Here is a 23,839-nt window from a genome sequence, read left to right on the forward strand (position 1 = left end):
ATGGATCCTACATCTGTAATAAGGAACCTCTTCAAATTAACCGAATCACAAATGTCACAGCCTCAAAAACAGCTTTTATTAAAGGAAAATCAAATCGTAATGGGGCAAGTGCTAAAGCTCTTTCCCGAACAAAAAGCGCTAATCCAGGTAGGGAGCTCGAAACTAATTGCTCAACTTGAAACATCGATTAATCCATTTGAAAAGTATTGGTTTCGAGTAAAAGGTACTGAACAGCAAGGCGTTAGTTTGAAAATGATGAAACAGCTAGAAGGGAACAATAAATCTCAGCAATCTGTTGCAATCGATTTATTAAGCTTATTTCAGCAACGATCATCGAAAGAAAATGTGATGTTAGTAAATAAATTATTAAATGAAAACATACCGATTACAAAAGAACAGGTAGTTGCTGCAACAGAAATATTGAAGCATACGAGTAAGAAAGAAATGCCGAATGTAGTAAATGCGATTATTTCTTCAATGAAAAAACAGTTACCAATAACAATTGGTGTCGTCAAATCAATCATTGAAGCACAGACAAGCATACCTTTAGTGAAGCAAATTGATCAATTGTTTCATACTCTTCAACATGAAAAGCATCAATCAAAAGCTATGAAGCAGTTAACTGAATTTCTTTTTCACCTAATTCAAAAGCCGATAGACTTTCATATAGGTAAAAATATGAAGGAATTAATGTCTCTAAAGCAGTTGTTAATCGGTGCTAAGAACGACACTTCACAACCATTATTACGTGAGCAAATCGATCAACTTATCCATCGCTTTCATGGTCAATCCTTACTTCAACAACAAGTAATCGGGCCTACCCTACACGTCATTACACAAATTCCCTTTTTCATGCCCAATCATCAAACAGACTTGATGATTCAATGGCAAGGGAAAAAACAAGAAGATGGTAAAATAGACCCTGCATTTTGTCGGATATTATTTTATTTGCAGCTTCCTACATTAAATGAAACATTGATTGATGTTCAAATCCAAAATCGTATTATGAATATTACAATAAGAAATAATAATGCGACACTAGGTGAGCTTGTCACCTTACATAGTGATGGACTGAAAGAAATATTACATGAAATGAATTATCGTCTTACCATTGTAAATGTGAGGCCTTTTGAGTCTTCTAGCGGATCTAGTGGAAAACCTACTAACCGTGTAAATATTCCGCAAATTACCACTTCCTATAATGGGGTTGATATTAAAATATAAATTTGGAGAAGGAAACAAAAAAGCAATTGCATTAAGATATGATAGTGAAAAGGAATCCGTACCAAAAGTTGTTGCAAAAGGGAAAGGGCAAATTGCAGAAGGAATAATAGAGACTGCAAATCAATATGGAGTTTATATACAAGAAGACCCAGCGCTTCTCGAATTATTATCTAAGCTAGAAATCAACCAGCAAATTCCTGAGGAACTATACGAAGCTGTCGCTGAAATATTTGCGTTTATTTATAAGTTTGATAAAAAGCAATAGGGGGATTCCCCCTTTTAGAGTTCTAAATTTAATGAGCACAAAACATTTTAGAGCACTGATTATTTAAAAACGAAACCGTTATTTTAAAAATATAAAAATTCATTTTCTTGAAAGAATTTACTATTTTGAGTTGAACGGTAGACAAGTACTAAACTATTAATATAAAATGAAAGCGTAATATATTTTTATTATTCTTGCAATTAGGAGGATGGCAGATGAATATCCATGAGTACCAAGGGAAAGAGCTTCTTCGTAAATACGGAGTTTCTGTACCAAATGGACGTGTAGCTTTTTCTGTAGATGAAGCAGTTGAAGCTGCAAAAGAACTTGGAACAGATGTAGTGGTTGTAAAAGCCCAAATCCATGCAGGTGGACGCGGAAAAGCAGGCGGTGTAAAAGTTGCTAAAAACCTTGATGAAGCACGTACATATGCTGAAGAAATTCTAGGTAAAACGCTTGTGACACATCAAACAGGTCCTGAAGGTAAAGAAGTTAAACGCTTACTTATTGAAGAAGGTTGTGACATTAAAAAAGAATACTATGTAGGTCTTGTTTTAGACCGTGCTACTTCTCGGGTCGTTCTTATGGCATCTGAAGAAGGTGGAACTGAAATTGAGGAAGTAGCTGAAAAAACACCTGAAAAAATCTTTAAAGAAGTAATTGACCCTGCAGTGGGATTACAAGGCTTTCAAGCCCGAAGAATTGCTTTCAATATTAATATTCCAAACGAATTAGTTGGAAAAGCAGTGAAATTCATGATGGGATTATATCAAGCTTTCGTCGAAAAAGATTGTTCGATTGCTGAGATTAACCCATTAGTTATTACTGGTGATGGAAATGTATTGGCACTTGATGCAAAGTTGAATTTTGACTCAAATGCCTTATATCGCCATAAAGATATTGTAGAATACCGTGATCTTGAAGAAGAAGATGCAAAAGAAATTGAAGCATCTAAATACGACTTAAGCTATATTTCATTAGATGGCAATATTGGTTGTATGGTAAACGGTGCAGGACTTGCGATGTCTACAATGGATATTATCAAATTCTATGGTGGGGAACCGGCAAACTTCTTGGACGTTGGGGGCGGTGCAACTGCTGAAAAGGTAACAGAAGCGTTCAAAATTATTCTTTCTGATGAAAATGTTAAAGGGATTTTCGTCAACATTTTTGGTGGAATCATGAAATGTGATGTCATTGCAGAAGGTGTTGTTGAGGCAACAAAACAAGTAGGTTTAGAGATTCCACTTGTTGTCCGTCTAGAAGGTACAAATGTTGATTTAGGTAAGAAAATTTTAAATGAGTCTGGATTAAATATTACGTCAGCAGAATCGATGGCTGACGGAGCACAAAAAATCGTTTCATTAGTAGGGTAAGAAAGGCAGGGGACAAGCATGAGCGTATTTATTAATAAAGATACGAAAGTTATCGTACAAGGGATTACTGGTTCAACAGCACTTTTCCATACGAAACAAATGTTAGAATACGGTACAAAAATTGTTGGTGGTGTAACTCCTGGTAAAGGTGGCACAGAAGCAAGCGGTGTACCTGTTTTCAATACAGTTCAAGAAGCAGTTCAAACTACTGGTGCAACGGCATCTGTTATTTATGTGCCTGCTCCTTTCGCTGCTGATGCAATAATGGAAGGAGTAGACGCCGAATTAGATTTAGTTATTTGTATCACAGAGCATATTCCTGTTTTAGATATGGTAAAAGTTAAACGTTATATGGAAGGCAAAAAGACTCGTTTAGTCGGTCCAAACTGCCCGGGTGTAATTACGGCAGACGAATGTAAGATTGGAATTATGCCAGGATATATTCACAAAAAAGGTCATGTTGGTGTTGTCTCTCGTTCTGGAACACTTACATATGAAGCTGTTCACCAATTATCAGAAGCTGGTATTGGGCAAACAACTGCTGTAGGTATTGGTGGAGATCCAGTTAACGGAACTAACTTTATCGATGTTCTAAAAGCTTTCAATGAAGATGAGGATACTTATGCAGTTATCATGATTGGAGAAATTGGTGGTACTGCTGAAGAAGAAGCTGCAGAATGGGTAAAAGCGAATATGACGAAACCTGTTGTTGGTTTTATCGGTGGTCAAACTGCACCTCCAGGAAAGCGTATGGGCCACGCAGGCGCAATTATATCTGGTGGAAAGGGTACTGCTGAAGAAAAGATTAAAACGATGAACCAGTGTGGAATTAAAGTGGCTGAAACGCCATCAGTAATGGGTGAAACACTTCTTTCAGTACTGAAAGAAAAAGGCTTATATGAAAAATGCAAAACGCATTGATATGATGTTTATGAAGGGGCAGGCTCTTGTCTGTTCCTTTTTCTTATAAAGATAAGAAAGTATAAATTTTTTGACGTAGTTTTCGTGTCCATCGCAAGCGTCTTATGCTTTTCGGGGCTGAACAAGGCGCTTGCGCTTTTCTTATGTAGTTGACACAGATTTAATGGTCATATAAAAAGAATAAGTGAAGCAATCAGTAGAATGCAAGAAATTTAGAATATCAATAAAAGGAGGAAAATATGGATATTGTGACAAAAAGACTATTTTTATTATCACATTGTCGAAATATGAGTAATCAATTACTTTACAAGCTTCTACAAGTTGATCCAACATTAAATATTATTCATATGCTTAAAGATTACGAATGGGAATTGTATTTTAACCTTTCAAGAGAAAAGGTTAAAACGATGAAGCAAGAGCTTAATTCATTTCATTTTGAATCACTTTATCAAAAATATAACGAACAAAACATTTTATTTGTAGCAATTTATGACGAGAAATATCCGCGTCTATTAAAAGAAATACCTGACCCTCCACCACTATTATATTATAAAGGTGACATTAGCTTAGCGCAGCACCGTCAATTAATTAGCGTTGTAGGAACAAGGTACCCTACGCAATATGGTAAATCTGCCCTTGAACATCTTTTGAAGCCTCTAATAAGGGAAAACTGGATAATAGTAAGTGGGATGGCTAAAGGTATTGATACGTTAGCGCACGAATCAGCTATTTTGCATAATGGAAAAACAATTGCTGTTATTGCAGGTGGATTATTTCATATATATCCAAAACAGAATATTTCTTTAGCGAATAAAATGATGGCCTCTCATCTCATTCTTTCTGAACATCCCCCAACAACACCTCCTCAGAAATGGCATTTTCCTATGAGGAATAGAATAATTAGTGGATTATCGGTCGGTACAATTATTATACAAGCAAAGAAAAGAAGTGGATCATTAATCACAGCAAACCAAGCCCTAGAGCAAAATCGAGAGGTTTTTGCTGTACCTGGTTCTATATTTGATGAACATAGTTCCGGTACAAATGAATTAATCCAAAGTGGTGCAAAATTAGTTCAAGATGGCACACATATTATGGAAGAATTCCGTTATAAAGAAAACGGTCTGACAAGATGAAACCACTATTTAAATAGAAGGAAAAATTAACATAAATTATCTCATATTTAACGAGAGTAAAACCTTCTATCTCTAGATATAAGAGAAATAAAAAGGATGGGAGATGACTGTTCGTTTAGGTCCGATCGCCATCTCATTCAAATACCAATCATCCAGTTAATTAAATATAAAAAGCACAAAAATTGTCATTTAAGTGAAAATATTCATGTTCTTTCTTGCTAATTTAGGATATGATAAACGTAATTTATTTATTTCTGTTTGACAAAACGTGTAGGAATATTTAATAATAGTGGAGATTTATAATGTTTTACCATATTTATTGGGGTTTACCTGCTACTTGGTAGAACTAAACGTACATATATAGACAGTAAATCGTAAATACAGCTTACTAAGTCAAACAAGATGTTACTGTAAATAATATGCAAAACGTTCTATTTCCGCTTTGTTGGAAATAAAACATCATTTTTGAAGGTAGTTTCCTTAATAGATTCCTTCGATTACTCTTCTTATCGTATAAGGTTCATACCAACCATTATGATCGAAAAGTGATCATTCCCAAACATATAACCTTTCAATAGATAAAAGATAATAAAAGAAATATAAAGAGAGAATACCTCTTAAGGAGGACAAAAGGAATGTCGGACTATTTAGTCATTGTTGAATCACCTGCAAAAGCAAAAACAATTGAACGTTATTTAGGAAAAAAATATAAAGTTAAGGCCTCGATGGGACATATTAGGGATTTACCTAAAAGCCAAATTGGGGTAGACGTTGAACATAATTTTGAGCCAAAGTATATTACAATTAGAGGAAAAGGGTCGGTACTGAAGGAATTAAAAACGGCTGCCAAAAAGGCCAAAAAGATTTATCTTGCAGCTGACCCTGATCGCGAAGGGGAAGCGATTGCATGGCATTTGGCTCACAGTCTTGATGTAGATATAAACTCTGATTGTCGAGTTGTATTTAACGAAATTACTAAGGATGCAATACAAGAGTCATTTAAGCATCCAAGGTCGATTAACATGGATCTTGTGGATGCCCAACAGGCTAGACGTGTCTTAGATAGACTTGTAGGCTACAAAATTAGCCCGATTCTATGGAAAAAGGTTAAAAAGGGTCTAAGCGCTGGACGAGTACAGTCTGTTGCAGTGCGGTTAATTATCGACCGTGAAAAAGAGATAAAAGCATTTATTCCTGAAGAATATTGGTCAATTGAAGGCCAATTTTTAAAGGGACAAAAGGAGTTTGAAGCATCTTTTTATGGTGTTAATGGCGAGAAAAAAGAGTTAACCTCAGAATCTGATGTGAAAGCTATTTTAGAAGTTATTGAGGGAAATAAATTTACCGTTAATAAAGTGACAAAAAGAGAACGAAAAAGAAATCCGGCCGTGCCATTTACAACATCGACCTTACAACAGGAGGCTGCTCGTAAGTTAAACTTTAGAGCGAGGAAAACGATGATGCTTGCTCAGCAACTATATGAAGGAATTGATTTAGGTAAAGACGGTACGGTTGGATTAATCACTTATATGAGAACAGACTCTACGAGAATATCCGAAACTGCTCAGAGTGAAGCCGCGGGGTACATAGATACTAAATACGGTAAAGAATTCCTTGGTACACAAGCCAAAGTAGTAAAGAAAAACACAAATACTCAAGATGCCCATGAAGCGATTCGTCCAACATCAACCTTACGTGAACCTTCAGCGCTAAAAGAGTTTTTAAGTCGAGATCAACTTAGATTGTATAAGCTTATTTGGGAGCGTTTCGTTGCTAGCCAAATGGCATCTGCGATTTTAGATACAATGAGTGTTGATTTGTTGAACAACGGTGTCATGTTTAGAGCAACTGGTTCAAAAATTAAGTTTCCTGGTTTCATGAAAGTATATGTCGAAGGAAATGATGATCAAATCGAAGAGAAAGACCGATTACTTCCGGATTTAAACGAAGGTGATGAGATTTTTTCGAAAGATATTGAACCAGCTCAGCATTTTACACAGCCACCACCCCGGTATACAGAGGCACGCTTAGTAAAAACACTTGAGGAGCTTGGGATTGGTCGTCCTTCAACATATGCTCCAACACTTGACACTATTCAAAAAAGAGGCTATGTGTCACTTGATAATAAACGTTTTGTTCCAACTGAACTTGGAGAAATAGTGTTAGAACTTATTTTGGAATTTTTCCACGAAATCATCAATGTCGAGTTCACTGCGAATATGGAAAATAGTCTTGATGGAGTTGAAGAAGGTCAGATTGAATGGATTAAAATAATTGATGATTTTTACAAGGATTTTTCACCGCGCTTAGAAAAGGCAGAAAATGAAATGGAAAAAATCGAAATTAAAGATGAACCTGCGGGCGTCGATTGCGAAGAATGTGGCAATCCAATGGTTTATAAAATGGGTAGATACGGGAAATTCATGGCATGTTCAAATTTTCCAGATTGTCGAAACACAAAACCGATCGTAAAAGAAATCGGTGTGAAATGCCCAAGTTGTGAAGAAGGTTCCATCGTTGAGCGAAAATCAAAAAAACGCAGAATCTTCTATGGCTGTAATCAATATCCAGAATGTGAATTTCTGTCCTGGGATAAACCGATTGCAAGAAACTGTCCAAAATGCGACAATATGTTAGTTGAGAAAAAACTGAAAAAAGGTATTCAGGTTCAATGTATGGAATGTGATTATAAAGAAGAACAACAAAAGTAGGTGAGCGGCTTTTAGCTCACCTCTTTTAAGTGGGGTGATTTCCTGGTATTTTGTAGAAATATTGGGAAATAAATAAAAGTAGTAAAGTTGATGATATGGTCTAAGAAGAGAAGTCAGATGTCTGATCAGAATGAATCGACGGCAAGCCGAGTTTCTTTATCCCGCATTAACGGGCAGTAATACCCCCACCTCTGAGCTTGAGTAATCAAAGAAGCAATGCTAGGGGATAGCTGCCCGTAAAAGCTAAGGTAAGTCTCGCTAACCATCAGTGGGGGATAAAGAACCCCCACTGATGGAAGTCTCGCTTTATAAACTTCTATGTTCCATATAGAGAAACAGCATGAAATGCCTTAATTAGATTAGTTGATGGAGGATAATAAATGAATCAAAATTTAGTAGTAAACGTAATAGGAGCTGGCTTAGCAGGAAGTGAAGCAGCATGGCAATTAGCTAAGAGAGGTATTCAGGTTCGATTATACGAGATGAGACCTGTTAAACAAACTCCAGCACATCATACTGACAAATTTGCAGAGTTAGTTTGCAGTAATTCTTTAAGAGCAAATACGTTAACAAATGCCGTTGGTGTGTTAAAAGAAGAAATGAGAATCCTTGATTCAGTAATTATAAAAGCGGCTGATGAATGTGCAGTTCCTGCGGGTGGAGCTCTAGCGGTAGATCGTCATGAATTTGCTGCAAAAGTAACTGAACTTGTGAAAAATCACCCAAATGTGACGGTTATAAATGAAGAAGTTGGTGAGATTCCAAGCGGCCCAACAATCATATCGACAGGTCCACTAACATCTAAGAACCTTTCAGATCAATTAAAAACCTTAACTGGTGAGAAGTATTTATATTTCTATGATGCTGCTGCACCGATTATTGAAAAAGATAGCATTGATATGGACAAGGTGTATTTAAAATCCCGTTATGACAAAGGGGAAGCGGCATACTTAAATTGCCCGATGACAGAAGAAGAATTTAATCGTTTTTATGATGCGTTAATCGCTGCTGAAACTGTTCCTTTAAAAGAATTTGAAAAGGAAATATTCTTTGAAGGCTGCATGCCAATCGAAGTGATGGCCGCAAGGGGAAGAAAAACGATGTTATTCGGACCGCTAAAACCGGTTGGATTAGAAGATCCTAAAACAGGGAAAAGACCATATGCCGTTATCCAGCTACGTCAGGATGATGCAGCTGGTACATTATATAATATTGTAGGTTTTCAAACTCACCTGAAATGGGGACCACAAAAAGAAGTACTATCTTTAATTCCAGGTTTAGAAAATGCCGAGATTGTTCGTTACGGCGTTATGCATCGGAATACCTTTATTAACTCGCCGAGATTGTTAAAATCAACATATCAATACAAAGATAGAGAAGATTTATTTTTTGCAGGACAAATGACAGGTGTTGAAGGATATGTTGAATCTGCTGCTTCAGGACTTGTAGCTGGAATAAATGCAGCTCATCTCGTTTTAGGGAAAGACTTAATTGAATTTCCAAATGAAACAGCGATTGGAAGTATGGCAAAATATATAACTACAACGAACGCTGATAATTTCCAACCAATGAATGCAAACTTCGGTATTTTTGCAGAATTACCTGAACGGATAAGAAATAAAAAGGAACGAAATGAAATGCACGCAACGCGAGCATTGGAAAAAATTCAAAAAATTTCGAAAAATATATAGAAATAATTTGCAGGGGTTACTAGAGTTGTGATAACATTTAGTAGCCCTTGTGAGGTGTTTAAAATGGATAATGTTAAGATTTATTTAAATTTCTTCGTTGAATATTTACAAATCGAGAAAAATTATTCACAATATACAATTGTGAGTTATGTCGCAGATATTGAGGATCTTTTTTCCTTCATGAAAGAACAAGCGATTATACATCTAGAAGAAATAACCTATAATGATACACGTTTATATTTAACGGAGTTACATAAAAGAGAGTATTCTAGAAAAACAATATCAAGGAAAGTATCTTCCTTAAGAAGCTTTTTTAAATTTCTTGTTAGAGAAGAAAAGCTAAGCGAAAATCCTTTTTCATTAGTGTCATTACCAAAGAGAGAACAGAAAATCCCGCAATTTCTCTACGAAGAAGAAATTGAACAGTTGTTCTCAATCTCAGATTGTACCAATCCGTTAGGGCAAAGAAATCAGGCGTTAATTGAGGTTCTTTATGGAACGGGAATTCGTGTTAGCGAGTGTTGTAATATACAACTATCAGATATTGATTTGTATATCGGAACCGTTCTTGTACATGGGAAGGGTGGCAAACAAAGGTATGTTCCATTTGGAAGTTATGCCCACGATGCAATTGAAATATATATAAATGATGGCAGAAAATCGCTACTAAATAAATTGAGCAAGCAAGACCAACATTCTTATTTATTTGTCAATCATCGAGGAAGCCATTTGACAGACCGTGGTGTTAGACACGTATTAAATGAATTGATAAAAAAAGCATCCTTAACTTTACATATACACCCTCATATGTTTAGGCATACATTTGCAACGCATTTATTAAATGAAGGCGCAGATATGAGAAGTGTTCAAGAGCTATTGGGGCATTCGCATTTATCATCAACTCAAGTGTACACCCATGTAACGAAAGAGCATTTAAAAAAGATATATCTGTCCCATCATCCTCGAGCTTAAAAGCAAATACAAGGAGGTAGTAAAATGTCTCAATTTCATGCAACAACAATATTTGCTATTCAACATAATGGCAAGGCGGCAATGGCTGGCGATGGTCAAGTAACTTTTGGAAATGCAGTGGTGATGAAACATACCGCTAAGAAGGTGCGAAAAATTTTTAACGGGAAAGTAATTGCTGGCTTTGCTGGATCAGTTGCAGATGCTTTTACATTATTTGAGCTTTTTGAGAGTAGACTTGAAGAGTATAATGGTAATTTGCAACGTGCAGCTGTTGAACTAGCGAAAGAATGGCGTAGTGATAAAGTGTTAAGAAGGCTTGAAGCAATGCTAATCGTTATGAATGAAGAGCATCTATTACTTGTTTCTGGAACTGGTGAAGTTATTGAACCAGATGATGGCATTTTAGCAATTGGATCTGGCGGAAACTATGCCTTATCAGCTGGAAGAGCTTTGAAACGTTATGCGGGAGACAACTTAGCTGCAAAAGATATTGCTGAAGGAGCATTGACAATTGCAGGGGAAATTTGTGTGTATACCAATCAAAATATCATTGTCGAAGAACTTTAATAAGGGAGGCAAATAGGTTGAATAAACAATTGACACCAAAACAAATTGTTGAACGATTAGATCAATATATTATAGGACAAAAGGATGCAAAGAAAGCAGTAGCAGTAGCACTCAGAAATCGCTATCGAAGAAGTTTATTAAATGAGAAACTACGTGAAGAGATTGTTCCTAAAAATATTTTAATGATCGGACCTACAGGTGTTGGGAAAACAGAGATAGCAAGAAGAATTGCTAAGCTTGTTCGCGCACCGTTTATTAAAGTTGAGGCAACGAAATTTACAGAGGTTGGATACGTAGGCAGAGATGTTGAATCAATGGTACGTGATTTAGCTGAAACGGCAGTTCGTTTAGTGAAAGAAGAAAAAATATCTGATGTAACCGGGCTTGCAGAAGAAAATGCGAATAAACGTTTAATTGAGCTCCTAGTACCAGGGAAAAAGAAACAAACCACTGTGAAAAATCCGTTAGAAATGTTATTTGGTGGTGTAGGGAATCAATCCCAGGAGTCAGAAGAAAGTGTGAATGAAGAATCCACAGTTCAAGAAAAACGCCGACGCATTTCACACCAGTTAGCGTTAGGAGAGTTAGAAGATCACTATGTAACGATTGAGGTTGAAGAGCAACAGGCATCGATGTTTGATATGCTTCAAGGCTCAGGTATGGAGCAAATGGGAATGAATATGCAGGATGCCTTAGGAAGCTTTATGCCAAAGAAAAAGAAAAGACGTAAACTCACAGTAAGAGAAGCTAGAAAAGTATTAACAAATGAAGAAGCGAGTAAATTAATTGATATGGATGAGGTTACTCAAGAAGCAATCATTCGTGCTGAACAAACAGGAATCATCTTTATTGATGAGATTGATAAAATTGCAGGGAAATCGAAAGGTGGATCTGCTGACGTCTCTAGAGAAGGTGTTCAGCGTGACATCCTACCAATTGTTGAAGGTTCAACGGTTGTAACGAAGTATGGGGCTGTAAAAACAGATCATGTACTTTTTATTGCTGCCGGTGCTTTTCATATTGCAAAGCCATCAGATTTAATTCCAGAGCTTCAGGGGCGTTTTCCAATTCGCGTAGAACTAACGAAACTTAGTATTGAAGATTTTGTGAAAATTTTAGTAGAGCCTGATAATGCTTTATTAAAGCAATATCAAGCTTTAATTGAGACTGAAGGTATAGAATTGGAATTTTCTGACGATGCTATATATAAAATCGCCGAAATTGCATTTGAAGTAAATCAGGATACTGATAATATTGGTGCTAGAAGGTTACATACAATACTAGAACGACTATTAGAAGACCTTTCCTTTGAAGCGCCAGATATAAATTTAGAAAAAATCATCATTACACCTCAATATGTTGAAGATAAGCTTGGGAAAATATCAAAAAACAAAGATCTAAGTCAATTTATATTATAATAATTTAATATGCTACAGGAGGAACTAAACATGCCATTATTACAAAAGACACGCAAAATTAATGCGATGCTCCAAAGAGCGGCAGGTAAACCAGTAAATTTCAACGAAATGGCTGAAACGTTAAGTGAGGTTATCACAGCGAATATTTTCGTCGTTAGCCGTAGGGGGAAACTACTAGGATTTGCGATCAATAATAGAATAGAAAGCGATCGAATGAAACAAATGCTAGAAGATCGTCAATTTCCAGAAGAATATACAAAAAATCTATTCAATATCACTGAAACATCACCAAACATTGATTTTGAAAGTGAATATACTGCATTTCCAGTGGAAAATCCTGAATTATTCAAAAATGGATTAACAACAATCGTACCGATTATTGGTGGGGGAGAACGTCTCGGAACGTTAATTTTAGCAAGAGTAGAAGAACAATTTGAAGATGAGGATTTAATTCTTGCTGAATACGGTGCAACAGTTGTAGGTATGGAAATTCTACGTGAAAAGGCAGATGAAATTGAAGAGGAAGCTCGAAGTAAAGCTGTCGTACAAATGGCAATTAGCTCACTATCATATAGTGAATTAGAAGCGATAGAGCATATCTTTGAGGAACTAAATGGTAATGAAGGTTTATTAGTTGCAAGTAAAATTGCAGATCGTGTAGGGATTACTCGTTCCGTTATTGTTAACGCACTTCGTAAACTTGAAAGTGCTGGTGTAATCGAATCACGCTCATTAGGAATGAAAGGAACATATATTAAAGTTTTAAATAACAAATTCCTTTTAGAGCTAGAAAAGTTAAAAACGAAATAATGGTAAAAGGCACTTCAAGAATTCTTGAAGTGCCTTTTATTTTTATCGCTTAGCGTACTATAAAATCCTTTTACTGTGGATAAGCGCACGACCTCCAGCGTAAGTGCCTAGCCCCTCTTAGTTCTAGAGCCCTTTTGTGAATTGAAGGTAAAAAAAACACTTTCTATTCAAGAGAGTCTTATGCTTGTCAGAGCTATTCAAGGCGCTTGCGATTTTGTTCTTAAAATAAGTGAAAAATTAGTATGGTTTTTTTGGAAGAAAATATGTTGTTTTGATAAAAGAGATGTAGCTAAATAACTTCCTCAGTTTCATTCATATTCTAATTATTCACACAGTGATATTAATAGGAAAATAGACCTCTTTTTTAGAATATGCAGAAAATCCGACTTTTTTTACAAAGTCTTAATAGACTTTAAGACTATTATTTCATACAATTGATGTAACGAATAACAAAATTCGACATTATACGATACGTGTACATATATCTTTTTTTGGGGGGCACCATGAAATTATTTTCAAATACAATTCAAAGTATCGAAAAAGCGATAACTTTTTCTACTGCAAAACAAAAAGTTACCTCGAATAATATAGCCAATCTTGATACCCCGAATTATAAAGCTCAAGAAGTTCGTTTTAATCAAGCACTTGGCAATGAAATGCAAAAGCTACAAGCTTTAAAAACAAATAATCAGCATATTAATTTTGGTTCATCATCTTCTAACTATAGAATCATGTCTAGAAATAGTACGCGTTATCAACAAAATGGAAATAATGTCGATATTGATCAAGAAATGACTGACTTGGCGAAAAATCAAATTCAGTACAATGCATTAATCGATCGATTAAGTAGTAAATTCAATTCGTTAAAAACAGTAATTAAGGGTGGAAATTAAGAATGTCGATTTTTCAATCAATTAATATATCTGCTTCTGCATTAACAGCACAACGAGTAAGAATGGATGTCATTTCATCTAATATGGCTAATATGGATACAACAAGAGGAGAACTTGTAAATGGGGAATGGCAACCTTATCGGAGGAAAATGGTCGTGACTCAGTCTCAAGGTAGTCAATTCTCATCTTTTTTAAACAAGGCTCTAGGCTCATCCAAAGAAGTGAACGGTGTGAAAGTAACAAAAATTACTGAAGATGAGACCCCTTTTGAGCTAAACTATGATCCAGAACATCCTGATGCAAATGAAGAAGGGTATGTGGCGATGCCGAATGTTGACCCATTAAAGGAAATGGTTGACCTCATAAGTAGTACAAGATCTTATGAAGCGAATGTTACAGCGATGAACGCAACAAAAGGTATGCTAATGAAGGCTTTAGAAATTGGGAAATAGGGTGGTTTAAATGATTAATAGTGTAACTCCTTTTAGATTATCTCCAACGGCGCAAAATCAAATAGATTTAAAGCCAAATCTTTCAATGAATGATACGAAAACGAAAATGAAAATGAACTTTAGCGAGACATTAAAGCAAGCCATTGAACAAGTTAATCAATCACAAATTGAATCAGATAATATGACTGAGGCGCTTGCAACCGGTAAGAATGTTGAATTACATGATGTGATGATTACAGCGCAAAAAGCAAGTGTCACTATGTCTCTTGCAATCGAAGTTCGCAATAAAGCAATAGAGGCTTATCAAGAAATGATGAGAATGCAAGTGTAGTAATTGATCTTAATCTTAAGGACGGTTATCGGTCACTATAAAAACACATATCATCATGTCCGGGGGACTTTATGGAATGAACGAAAAATTAGTAAGTACGAAAAATAAACTAAATGGATTGTGGCAAAGTAAAAGTAAAGGACAAAAAATCTTACTTATTACAGGTGCCCTTTTATTTTTTGTGTTAGCAGGTTTCTTAACTTATATCATATCTAAACCAAATTTAGTTCCGTTATACTCAAATCTTTCTCCAGCTGAGACAGGACAAATAAAAGAAACGCTGGATTCCAAAGGTGTTCAATCTGAAATTGCAAATAATGGATCAAGTATATTAGTACCTAAAGAGCAAGTTGATACGCTAATGGTCGAGCTTGCTGCAGAGGGGGTACCAAATACAGGTACAATCGATTATTCTTTTTTTGGACAGAGTTCTGGTTTTGGAATGACAGATAAAGAATTTGATGTAATAAAGTTAAAAGCAACACAAACTGAGCTTGAAAATTTAATGAAGGGGATTGAAGGAGTAGATAATGCAAATGTCATGATCAACCTACCAGCAGAATCTGTTTTTGTAGGAGATCAGTCAGAAGGTTCATCTGCTTCAGTAGTCCTTAAGCTAAAGCCTGGTGCTCAATTAGATCAAGAAAAGGTAACTGCACTATTCCATTTAGTGTCTAAAAGTGTTCCGAATCTTACTACAGATAGTATCGTTATTATGGATCAAAACTTTAACTACTATGATCTTAATAATGGGGAAAATTCTTCTCCAGCTACTAGCTATGCTACACAACAAGAAATACAAGCGCAAATTGAGCAAGATATTAGACGAGATGTGCAAAAAATGCTTGGTACGATGATAGGACAAGATAAGGTTGTCGTTTCTGTTACAACTGACATCGATTTCACACAGGAAAATCGGGAAGAAAGTATTGTTGCGCCGGTAAGTGAGGATAGTGAAGAAGGAATTGCAGTAAGTGTTGAAAGAATTACCGAAGCTTATACTGGTAACGGAGCCGCAACTGCAGGTGGTATTAATGGAACGGGTGAAACGGATGTTCCTGGCTATCAAGCTACAACAGAATCTTCTGGTGATGGAGATTATGAACGGATTGAAGAAAGAATCAACAATGAAGTAAATCGAATTAATAAACAAATAGTCGAGAGTCCATATAAAATACGTGATATCGGAATTCAAGTTATGGTTGAACCACCTAATCTTGAAGATCCACTATCGTTTACAGCAGAGCGAGAAGAAGATATACAACGAATTCTCTCAACGGTAATACGTACCTCAATTAATAAAGACACGACTGTCGAGCCATTAACAGAGGAAGAAATTGCAAATAAGATTGTTGTTTCTGTACAACAATTTGATGGCAAACAACAATTTGCTGAAACAGAAGCTGCTTCAGTTATTCCGATGTGGGTTTACATCGTTGCTGGAATCCTTCTCATAGCTATTATCATTCTTTTGATTTTGTTAATAAGAAAGAAAAGACAAGAAAATGAAGAGTATGATAAGGATGAAGACTTAATTATTCAAGAACCGATTAAAGTGCAAGATATTAATAATGAAGTTGAAACAGAAGGAACTGTCCGTAAAAAACAGCTTGAAAAAATGGCGAAAGAAAAACCTGAGGATTTTGCAAAACTTTTGCGCACATGGATTTCGGAAGAATAGGGGAGATAGAATTTGGCAAGGAAAGATTTTAGTAATGCATTAACTGGTAAGCAAAAAGCAGCTATCCTCTTAATCTCTTTAGGTCCTGAAGTGTCAGCATCTGTATACAAGCATTTATCTGAGGAAGAAATTGAGAAATTAACGTTAGAAATATCTGGCGTTCGAAAAGTAGAAGCAAATAAAAAAGATGAAATCATCGAGGAGTTCCATGATATTGCCATGGCGCAGGACTTCATTTCCCAAGGAGGAATTGCTTACGCAAAGCAAGTTCTTGAGAAAGCATTAGGTGAAGAAAAAGCAACAAGCATCATTCATCGATTAACCTCATCCTTACAGGTGAGACCTTTTGACTTTGCGAGAAAAGCGGATCCGGGGCAAATTTTAAATTTTATCCAAAACGAGCATCCACAAACGATGGCACTTGTTTTATCATATCTTGAACCAGTGCAGTCAGGTCAAATTTTATCTGAGCTTCCACAAGAGCTTCAAGCAGATGTTGCTAGAAGAATTGCTGTAATGGACCGTACTTCACCTGAGATTATCAATGAAATTGAACAAATCCTTGAACGCAAGCTTTCTTCAACTGTTACACAGGACTATACACAAACAGGTGGGATCGAAGCGGTGGTTGAGGTGTTAAATGGAGTAGACAGATCTACCGAAAAAACAATCCTTGATTCACTTGAAATTCAAGATCCAGAGCTTGCAGAAGAAATTAAAAAGAGAATGTTTGTCTTTGAAGATATTGTTACACTTGATAATCGTGCTATTCAGCGTGTCATAAGAGATGTTGAAAATGATGATTTAATGCTTTCACTTAAAGTTGCAAGTGAGGAAGTTAGGGAAATTGTCTTTAAAAACATGTCAAAACGGATGGTCGATACATTTAAAGAAGAAATGGAATATATGGGTCCTGTTCGATTGCGTGATGTAGAAGAAGCGCAATCGAGAATTGTAGGGGTTATTAGAAGACTTGAAGAAGCAGGAGAAATTGTCATTGCACGTGGTGGAGGAGATGATATCATTGTCTAGTTTGATAAAATCCCAATTTACCAATAAAAAGGACAATGATAAGCAACCAATAGCGGTGCAGGCAATTTCGGAGCTTTTAAACGAGAAATATAAAAAAAATGTTGACCCAGAGATATCACAGCAAGCTTCTTATCTTTTACAAACGTCTAAGAAAGAGGCAGAGCAAATTATACAATCTGCTCTTGCAGAAAAATTAGAAATCTCAAAACAGATTGCCAAAGAACAAAATGCTTGGATTGAGGAGAAAGAACAGCTTGTTGAGCAAGTAAGACGTGAAGGCTATGCGGAAGGCTTGGAGCTAGGTAGGCAAGAAGCTTGGAAGCAATATCAAGCAAACATCGAAGAATCGCAAAGAATAATCGATTTGGCAAAAAAAGACTATGATGAAAAAGTTCAATCGTCAGAGGAGACGATTTTAGCCCTTTCCATAAAGCTAGCTGAAAAGGTCATCTCTACTAAATTACTTGAATCCCGTGAGAACTTTCTTCCACTTATAAAGCAAGCACTTAATGAAGTAAAAGAATACGAAAATATAAAAATTTATGTTCATCCCGCTTCTTATGAGCTTCTATTAAGTCAAAAGGATGAACTTAATTTACTAGTGACAAATGCCACAGACATAAGCATCTATGCTAATGCAGAATTAGGAGTAAATGACTGTTTTATTGAATCAGCGTTTGGCCGAATTGATATTAGTGTAGATACACAGCTTCAACAATTAAAGAAACAATTAATCGAATTACTAAGTTGAGGGGTGACACCAATTGAGAGCATTAGAGCTGATTCATTCAATTGATTTATTAGATCCCTATAAACGCTATGGAAAAGTATCTAGAGTAGTTGGCCTTATGATTGAATCGAAGGGGCCTGAAAGCTCGATTGGCGATTTGTGCTATATCTACACAGGCACAAATTTGAAAACAAAAATCCCAGCAGAGGTAGTAGGATTTAAGGATGAGAATGTCCTGCTTATGCCTTATTTACAAGTGACACATATATCACCTGGCAGCATTGTTGAAGCAACGGATGAGCCGTTAAAAGTGAAAGTAGGAACTGGTTTGATTGGCAAAGTAATTGATGCATTTGGACAACCATTAGATGATTCAAGCCTCTCAAAAGGCTTAACATCTGTGCCAACTGATCAGTCACCGCCAAACCCTATGAAACGACCGCCAATTCATGAAAAAATTGAAGTTGGTGTCCGGGTCATAGATAGTTTATTAACGGTTGGAAAAGGGCAACGTGTTGGTATTTTCGCAGGTAGTGGTGTGGGGAAAAGTACCTTAATGGGAATGATTGCACGTAATACAAATGCTGATTTAAATGTTATCGCGCTAATCGGTGAACGTGGTCGTGAAGTTCGTGAATTCATAGATCGTGATTTAGGGCCTGAAGGATTAAAAAGGTCAATCGTCATTGTTGCTACATCTGATCAACCAGCACTGATGAGAATGAAAGCAGCCTATACAGCAACAGCAGTAGCGGAATATTTTCGTGATAAAGGGTCAAACGTCATGTTTATGATGGATTCCGTGACACGTGTCGCGATGGCGCAACGTGAAATTGGGCTTGCTGTTGGCGAACCGCCGACAACAAAAGGGTATACACCTTCAGTCTTTGCGATTCTTCCTAAGCTTTTAGAACGAACTGGAACAAATGAGCAAGGGACAATTACTGCATTTTATACTGTTCTAGTTGATGGTGATGATTTAAATGAACCGATTTCAGATACAGTTCGTGGGATTCTTGATGGTCATATCGTTTTAGATCGTCAGCTTGCAAATAAAGGGCAATTTCCAGCAATAAATGTTTTAAAAAGTATAAGTCGGGTAATGAATCACATCATAGACCCAGGCCATCAGGCATCAGCAACGAAACTAAGAGATTTGCTCTCAACCTACTTGAATTCAGAGGATCTTATCAATATCGGTGCATATAAACGAGGCTCATCACGAGAAATAGATGACGCGATTAAGTTCTATCCGAAAATCATATCATTCTTAAAGCAAAATGTTGAAGATAAAGTGTCAATTGAAAAAAGTATCGAATCGCTTACATTGTTAATGGAAAAAGGTGATTTTTAATGGCTTACCAATTCCGATTTCAAAAAATTATGGATGTTAAAGAAAATGAAAAAGAAAAATCATTAGCTGAATACAATCAATCGGTTAATGATTTCGAAAATGTAGCAAATAAATTATATGATTCTCTTAAACAAAAAGAAGTAATTGAAGAAAATACTCTTTCTAGGCTTGCAAATGGAATGTCTGTTCAGGAAATAAGACATAACCAGCAGTTTGTGAGTAATTTAGAAAAGACAATAGCACACTATCAAAATCTTGTTCTTCTAACACGGAATCGAATGAATGAAAAGCAAGTAAAATTAATGCAATACAATATTGAAGTGAAGAAATACGAAAAGCTTAAGCAAAAGCAACATGAAAATTATTTATTCGAAATGAAGCATCTAGAGAGCAAGCATATGGATGATCTTGCAATTCAATCCTATATGTATCGTAGAAATTAGGTGAGAGTAAGATGGAAAGCGAAAAGCAAGATTACGGTAAATTTCAATGGTTTTTCTTCGTTATTTTAATACCGATCATCTTCACTGTAACGTTAGTCGTGATCATCCTGTCCGTAGCAGGCTTCGATGTCTTCGGCAAATCAAAAGCAGTTTTAGCGGAAATTCCAGTTATAGAAAAGCTTTTTAAAGATGAAAAACAAGATACCATAAATGATAGAGAAATAGTAGCACAAGAAACTGCAACGCAAAAAGAAGCAAAAAAACAGCGCGAGCAAACGATTGAAGAACAAGCAACAATGATTGGTGCGCTAGAGAAAGATGTATCAATGAAAGAAAAAGAAATTCTAACGTTAAATCAAGAAATAAAATCCTTAGAAACCCAAATTGAAGAGATAAAAGAAGCAGATTTAGAAAAAAATTCGAAAGATATTGCAAAGCTTTATGACAATATGTCGAGTAAAAAAGCAGCTGAAATTATTCCGAATCTAAATGAAGAAGATGCAATTCTCATTTTAACTTCATTAGACGACAGGCATCTAGCAGATATATTATCGAAAATGGCTGTTGATGATGCAGTGAAATATACCAATCTCTTATCATCAAACACTCAATAATAAAAGGAGGTGAACAAGTGAAAATTGCACCACTATTACAGATAGTGAATCAAAATGCAAGTACAATTAAAACTAGCTTGAATTCAGAGACACTTAGTTTTAGTGACTTTTTAGTTATTAACCAAAAGGTTAAACAGTTACCTAGTATGGGAAAACATGTGGAATCTTCCAAATCGCTTACTTTTCACAACATTTCAGATGAATTAACGCATTTTTTAGAAAATCTTTCATTAGATCAGGTTGAAATAAAGTCTAGATTGCACATAGATGATGAAGCTGATGGTACAGGATCAACTATGATTTCGCTTCTTGAAAATGAAATCAATGAGAGTCTAAGTCAAGCAAATTCAATTGATGAATTGATCGAAAAGACAATGTCATCGTCTTCAACTGTTGCAGTCCTATCTTTAGTAAAAGTAATAGAAGACATATCTAACGAACAGAATGTCGACTTTACACCTTTTATTTCTAAGTTAAATCATCTGCTAGAACTTGAGTTTCCAAGTTATTCGAATAAAGACACCGTCCAATTTACCAGTATGGTACAAGCAATTGATCAAATGGAGCCTAGGGATAAAGCATTGGTTGAAGGACAATTGTTGCTAGCTAATTGGACAGAAGGTAAAGATACAACTAGGATACTTAATCTTGAAAAGTTATTAATCATAAATAATAGAATAACTGAAGTAAAACGAATGCCAATGCAAGAAATAATTGTGAAAAATGAGATCTTAAATGAGATTTTTGCTTTTTCCTCCGAGGAAAAGCTTGACTCTCGAATGGAGGATTTCTTTTGGGAAATTGATTTTACAACTTTGCAATTGATTATTAATAAAACAGTTAAAAGCATTTTTAATGATGCAATAATAGAACCTCAGGTAAATAATTTCGTTATCCAAGATCAATTTATGTCTATTGATTCAACAGAAATATCTAATGATAATCGTCTACTGAATGATTTGCAAAATGAGAGTAAGAACCAGTCTTGGATAACTCAGAATAATCAGGTTGAAAATGAAGAAAATAATGAAATTTCTGTAATAAAAACACGTAAAGAAAACATAGAAGATCGGGAGTATACCCCCTCTTTCAAAACATTTGAGGCAACTATCCAAGATCAATTTATGTCCATTGATTCAACAGAAATATCTAATGATAATCGTCTACTGAATGATTTGCAAAATGAGAGTAAGAACCAGTCTTGGATAACTCAGAATAATCAGGTTGAAAATGAAGAAAATAATGAAATTTCTGTAGTAAAAACATGTAAAGAAAACATAGAAGATCGGGAGTATACCCCCTCTGCCAAAACATTTGAGGCAACGATAAATTTGTTATATTCAGAACTAAATCAACTTAGTGAGACGTCAGGAATAGATCTTTCACATATACTTAAAGAATTTGTTAGTTTGTTAAATCAATACACTAGTAGTAATGAAGATAGTAAACAATTAGAGAAAAACGTACGGAATGATTTTACAAATAATATGAACATAATTGAGCAGGTACAAATGGGTCGTGAAACGTCTATCGATAGGACATATACCCATCTCCACCGAATTCAAGAACCATTTGATTTAAAGACTGATCGATTGAAATCAAAGATAAGCTTAGAAACGGCACTCCCTTTTGACAGAATCTTTGAGCAAAGAAAAGCAACGCCAATCATTGATAACATAATGGAAATTTCCAAAACAGTTGATGATGTAGCGGATGAACTTTCAGTTGATGTTAACGAAGTCTTTCCTGAGATTGAAAAAATCGGATATGATTTTTTGAATTTACCTAGTCTGAATCGTAATGACCAACAAATATCAAACGGTATTGTCCGAAATGAAGTTATTCGTCAAATAGTTCCACTTATGAAAAGTGTTCGCCAATTTATAAAAGGGGTCGAACTGCTGTCAACAGAGAAATCAATTGAATTAACTGAAATTTTTTCCAAAGTTGAAAATAGTCTTCAGACTGAGCTTTTTAAATTTGCACTGGAAGGTCAAAAAGTAACGTTGATTGATGACGTTCCTCATTTGTACGAGTTTTTAGTATCGAACTTGTCAAAACAGGATGGGAAATTAAAGGGCAAAATAAGTGAACAATTGTCAGCAGCTAATGAGACGGTTACGCCAAAGATAAATAATCCATTTGCCAGTCAAATTTTAACTGAAAATCCAATTGAATCTCTGAATCAACAAAGGATAAAGATGACTTATTCACAATTTCAATCTCGCGAACTGACAAAAAAGGTTGAAGGAAATGAAGAAAGGTTCACGATTCAAATAGATAAATTTATAACGAATCAAACAGGCACACCGTTGGAATTCACAAAAACAGAATTACCAACGCGACAAGAATTCACCAATCAGCTTCTGAACGTATTTAAAACAAGCAAGTTTGCGCAATTACCAAATGGCGCAAATCGATTAGTCATTAAACTGAACCCTGATCATCTTGGTTCTTTAACAGTTAAGCTCGTCCAAAAAAACGGTGAAATGATTGCTCGAATTATGGCATCAACTGAATCAGCAAAAGAATTATTAGACCACAGTGTGCATCAACTTAAACAAGTACTTCCTTCAGTTCAAATTGAAATCGAGCGCTTTGAAATTTTTACAGAGCCATTCTCAAGAGAATTGCGGGGGCAGTCAAATCATAAGGATAAAAATGAGAAAGAACATGAAGCAACTGATCATGAAGATGAACAAGAGAACGAAAAAAGCTTTATTGATTCATTAAACGAGGTATTCAATATAACTGTATAAGGAGGGGAAATGATGACATCAATTGATACGAGCTTATTATTATCGAACAAACCTAATACGGCGCGGACAGGTAATTCAAATCTAGGAAAAGATGAATTTTTAAAAATCCTCATGACCCAATTGCAAAACCAAGATCCAATGAATCCAATGGAAGATAAAGAATTTATTGCACAAATGGCTCAATTCTCAACACTTGAACAAACGACAAATATGGCAAGTATGTTGGAAAAATTAATTAATACGCAAACACAAAATGATTCCATCTTAAAATACTCTGAAATGATTGGCAAGAAAGTAGAATGGAAGAACGATGACGCAGAAAATGAAAGTGACATTGTAAAATCAATTAAACAAAGTGAAGGTGGCATCCTTCTTGAGCTTGAAAATGGAGAAGAGATCTCAAATGATTCTGTCATAAAAGTTAGTAAGCCTGATTAATGTGTGTAAACAAATGACAGT

At 35.6% G+C, this 23,839-nt stretch carries 22 protein-coding genes; all 22 read left to right on the forward strand.

Annotated features, from left to right (window positions below):
- The 22 genes from K9V48_RS06260 (at position 1) to flgD (ending at position 23,818) form a co-directional block, all read left to right on the forward strand.
- Positions 1–1,224, forward strand: coding sequence for a hypothetical protein (locus K9V48_RS06260; RefSeq protein ID WP_224137845.1), 1,224 nt, complete (start codon positions 1–3; stop codon positions 1,222–1,224).
- Entirely contained in the window at positions 1,208–1,489 is a 282-nt protein-coding gene (locus tag K9V48_RS06265) for an EscU/YscU/HrcU family type III secretion system export apparatus switch protein (protein ID WP_224137847.1), read from the forward strand. Before K9V48_RS06260 ends, K9V48_RS06265 begins: the two co-directional genes overlap by 17 nt.
- A gap of 215 nt (positions 1,490–1,704) precedes the next feature.
- Entirely contained in the window at positions 1,705–2,865 is a 1,161-nt protein-coding gene (gene sucC, locus K9V48_RS06270) for an ADP-forming succinate--CoA ligase subunit beta (protein WP_224137849.1), read from the forward strand.
- Positions 2,866–2,883: 18 nt separating this feature from the next.
- Positions 2,884–3,786 (forward strand): succinate--CoA ligase subunit alpha, encoded by a 903-nt coding sequence (gene sucD / locus K9V48_RS06275; RefSeq protein WP_224137851.1) that lies wholly within the window; start codon positions 2,884–2,886, stop codon positions 3,784–3,786.
- Between the two features lie 239 nt (positions 3,787–4,025).
- Complete coding sequence (dprA, locus tag K9V48_RS06280) at positions 4,026–4,922, forward strand: DNA-processing protein DprA (RefSeq protein ID WP_224137853.1); 897 nt, start codon at positions 4,026–4,028, stop codon at positions 4,920–4,922.
- A gap of 635 nt (positions 4,923–5,557) precedes the next feature.
- Positions 5,558–7,633, forward strand: a complete 2,076-nt coding sequence (gene topA / locus K9V48_RS06285; RefSeq protein WP_224137855.1) for a type I DNA topoisomerase — start codon at positions 5,558–5,560, stop codon at positions 7,631–7,633.
- A 380-nt stretch (positions 7,634–8,013) separates the two neighbouring features.
- Positions 8,014–9,324 carry an FADH(2)-oxidizing methylenetetrahydrofolate--tRNA-(uracil(54)-C(5))-methyltransferase TrmFO gene (gene trmFO, locus K9V48_RS06290; protein WP_224137857.1) on the forward strand — a complete coding sequence of 437 codons (1,311 nt, stop codon included), beginning with the start codon at positions 8,014–8,016 and terminating at the stop codon, positions 9,322–9,324.
- Between the two features lie 63 nt (positions 9,325–9,387).
- Positions 9,388–10,296 carry a tyrosine recombinase XerC gene (gene xerC, locus K9V48_RS06295; protein WP_224137859.1) on the forward strand — a complete coding sequence of 303 codons (909 nt, stop codon included), beginning with the start codon at positions 9,388–9,390 and terminating at the stop codon, positions 10,294–10,296.
- A 24-nt stretch (positions 10,297–10,320) separates the two neighbouring features.
- Positions 10,321–10,863, forward strand: coding sequence for an ATP-dependent protease subunit HslV (gene hslV / locus K9V48_RS06300; protein ID WP_224137861.1), 543 nt, complete (start codon positions 10,321–10,323; stop codon positions 10,861–10,863).
- Between the two features lie 17 nt (positions 10,864–10,880).
- Positions 10,881–12,281: an ATP-dependent protease ATPase subunit HslU gene (hslU, locus tag K9V48_RS06305; protein WP_224137863.1), complete on the forward strand. Its 1,401-nt coding sequence runs from the start codon at positions 10,881–10,883 to the stop codon at positions 12,279–12,281.
- 30 nt (positions 12,282–12,311) lie between these two features.
- Positions 12,312–13,091, forward strand: a complete 780-nt coding sequence (gene codY, locus K9V48_RS06310) for a GTP-sensing pleiotropic transcriptional regulator CodY (protein ID WP_224137865.1) — start codon at positions 12,312–12,314, stop codon at positions 13,089–13,091.
- Positions 13,092–13,594: 503 nt separating this feature from the next.
- Positions 13,595–13,984, forward strand: coding sequence for a flagellar basal body rod protein FlgB (flgB, locus tag K9V48_RS06315; RefSeq protein ID WP_224137866.1), 390 nt, complete (start codon positions 13,595–13,597; stop codon positions 13,982–13,984).
- A 2-nt stretch (positions 13,985–13,986) separates the two neighbouring features.
- The gene (gene flgC / locus K9V48_RS06320; protein WP_224137867.1) at positions 13,987–14,436 is read left to right on the forward strand and encodes a flagellar basal body rod protein FlgC; all 450 of its coding nucleotides are present in this window, start codon (positions 13,987–13,989) and stop codon (positions 14,434–14,436) included.
- A 10-nt stretch (positions 14,437–14,446) separates the two neighbouring features.
- On the forward strand, positions 14,447–14,767 hold the full coding sequence (gene fliE / locus K9V48_RS06325) for a flagellar hook-basal body complex protein FliE (protein ID WP_224137868.1): 321 nt from the start codon (positions 14,447–14,449) through the stop codon (positions 14,765–14,767).
- Between the two features lie 76 nt (positions 14,768–14,843).
- A complete protein-coding gene (gene fliF, locus K9V48_RS06330; RefSeq protein WP_224137869.1) occupies positions 14,844–16,448 on the forward strand; it encodes a flagellar basal-body MS-ring/collar protein FliF in 1,605 nt (534 codons plus the stop codon).
- 12 nt (positions 16,449–16,460) lie between these two features.
- On the forward strand, positions 16,461–17,480 hold the full coding sequence (gene fliG / locus K9V48_RS06335) for a flagellar motor switch protein FliG (protein ID WP_224137870.1): 1,020 nt from the start codon (positions 16,461–16,463) through the stop codon (positions 17,478–17,480).
- Positions 17,473–18,231, forward strand: a complete 759-nt coding sequence (gene fliH, locus K9V48_RS06340) for a flagellar assembly protein FliH (RefSeq protein ID WP_224137871.1) — start codon at positions 17,473–17,475, stop codon at positions 18,229–18,231. The genes fliG and fliH overlap by 8 nt, the downstream gene beginning before the upstream one ends.
- A gap of 13 nt (positions 18,232–18,244) precedes the next feature.
- The gene (fliI, locus tag K9V48_RS06345; RefSeq protein ID WP_224137872.1) at positions 18,245–19,564 is read left to right on the forward strand and encodes a flagellar protein export ATPase FliI; all 1,320 of its coding nucleotides are present in this window, start codon (positions 18,245–18,247) and stop codon (positions 19,562–19,564) included.
- A complete protein-coding gene (gene fliJ / locus K9V48_RS06350; protein WP_224137873.1) occupies positions 19,564–20,007 on the forward strand; it encodes a flagellar export protein FliJ in 444 nt (147 codons plus the stop codon). Before fliI ends, fliJ begins: the two co-directional genes overlap by 1 nt.
- An 11-nt stretch (positions 20,008–20,018) precedes the next feature.
- Positions 20,019–20,621, forward strand: coding sequence for a MotE family protein (locus K9V48_RS06355; RefSeq protein WP_224137874.1), 603 nt, complete (start codon positions 20,019–20,021; stop codon positions 20,619–20,621).
- A gap of 17 nt (positions 20,622–20,638) precedes the next feature.
- Positions 20,639–23,380: a flagellar hook-length control protein FliK gene (locus K9V48_RS29390; RefSeq protein ID WP_224137875.1), complete on the forward strand. Its 2,742-nt coding sequence runs from the start codon at positions 20,639–20,641 to the stop codon at positions 23,378–23,380.
- Between the two features lie 9 nt (positions 23,381–23,389).
- On the forward strand, positions 23,390–23,818 hold the full coding sequence (flgD, locus tag K9V48_RS06365; RefSeq protein ID WP_224137876.1) for a flagellar hook assembly protein FlgD: 429 nt from the start codon (positions 23,390–23,392) through the stop codon (positions 23,816–23,818).
- Positions 23,819–23,839 lie beyond the last annotated feature (21 nt).

It is taken from the genome of Metabacillus rhizolycopersici (assembly GCF_020075705.1).

Coding starts and splice junctions, on each gene's coding strand:
- K9V48_RS06260 (WP_224137845.1), top strand. CDS start 1: ATGGATCCTACATCTGTAATAAGGAACCTCTTCAAATTAACCGAATCA.
- sucC (WP_224137849.1), top strand. CDS start 1,705: ATGAATATCCATGAGTACCAAGGGAAAGAGCTTCTTCGTAAATACGGA.
- sucD (WP_224137851.1), top strand. CDS start 2,884: ATGAGCGTATTTATTAATAAAGATACGAAAGTTATCGTACAAGGGATT.
- dprA (WP_224137853.1), top strand. CDS start 4,026: ATGGATATTGTGACAAAAAGACTATTTTTATTATCACATTGTCGAAAT.
- topA (WP_224137855.1), top strand. CDS start 5,558: ATGTCGGACTATTTAGTCATTGTTGAATCACCTGCAAAAGCAAAAACA.
- trmFO (WP_224137857.1), top strand. CDS start 8,014: ATGAATCAAAATTTAGTAGTAAACGTAATAGGAGCTGGCTTAGCAGGA.
- xerC (WP_224137859.1), top strand. CDS start 9,388: ATGGATAATGTTAAGATTTATTTAAATTTCTTCGTTGAATATTTACAA.
- hslV (WP_224137861.1), top strand. CDS start 10,321: ATGTCTCAATTTCATGCAACAACAATATTTGCTATTCAACATAATGGC.
- codY (WP_224137865.1), top strand. CDS start 12,312: ATGCCATTATTACAAAAGACACGCAAAATTAATGCGATGCTCCAAAGA.
- flgB (WP_224137866.1), top strand. CDS start 13,595: ATGAAATTATTTTCAAATACAATTCAAAGTATCGAAAAAGCGATAACT.
- flgC (WP_224137867.1), top strand. CDS start 13,987: ATGTCGATTTTTCAATCAATTAATATATCTGCTTCTGCATTAACAGCA.
- fliE (WP_224137868.1), top strand. CDS start 14,447: ATGATTAATAGTGTAACTCCTTTTAGATTATCTCCAACGGCGCAAAAT.
- fliF (WP_224137869.1), top strand. CDS start 14,844: ATGAACGAAAAATTAGTAAGTACGAAAAATAAACTAAATGGATTGTGG.
- fliJ (WP_224137873.1), top strand. CDS start 19,564: ATGGCTTACCAATTCCGATTTCAAAAAATTATGGATGTTAAAGAAAAT.
- K9V48_RS06355 (WP_224137874.1), top strand. CDS start 20,019: ATGGAAAGCGAAAAGCAAGATTACGGTAAATTTCAATGGTTTTTCTTC.
- flgD (WP_224137876.1), top strand. CDS start 23,390: ATGATGACATCAATTGATACGAGCTTATTATTATCGAACAAACCTAAT.